A 330-nucleotide genomic window follows, 5' to 3' on the forward strand; every position below is an offset into this window, starting at 1 on the left:
TCCGACATTTCGGATTTCGTCGTCTGCAGAGTGCACCCAGGAAAATGCATTGGCCGCCTGACCGGTCGGCCAAGTGAGTGGAGAGAAGCGTGAGCGACGTTCGACGCGGGCTGGCCAAAAAAAGTGTCGTGGGCATGTTCTGGACGGCCCTGTCCATGGGCGCTCTCGCGGTCGCGGAGCTTGTCGCCCTCCTCGTCCTGGCCCGGCTGCTCTCGCCTACCGAGTTCGGCCTTTACTCCGCAGCCCTGATCATCATCAGGTTTTCGACCATCTTCCAGGGACTAGGCATTAGCCCCGCGATCGTGCAGCGACCTGTGCTTGAGGAGCGGC

Annotated in this window: 1 protein-coding gene; it reads left to right on the forward strand. The window is 61.8% G+C overall.

What is annotated here, in order from left to right:
* Positions 1-89 precede the first annotated feature (89 nt).
* Positions 90-330: oligosaccharide flippase family protein (locus tag EN862_RS35330; RefSeq protein ID WP_245519828.1), on the forward strand; the 241-nt coding region annotated here is incomplete at its 3' end.

This window comes from Mesorhizobium sp. M2E.F.Ca.ET.219.01.1.1 (genome assembly GCF_004016445.2).
Classification (GTDB): domain Bacteria; phylum Pseudomonadota; class Alphaproteobacteria; order Rhizobiales; family Rhizobiaceae; genus Mesorhizobium.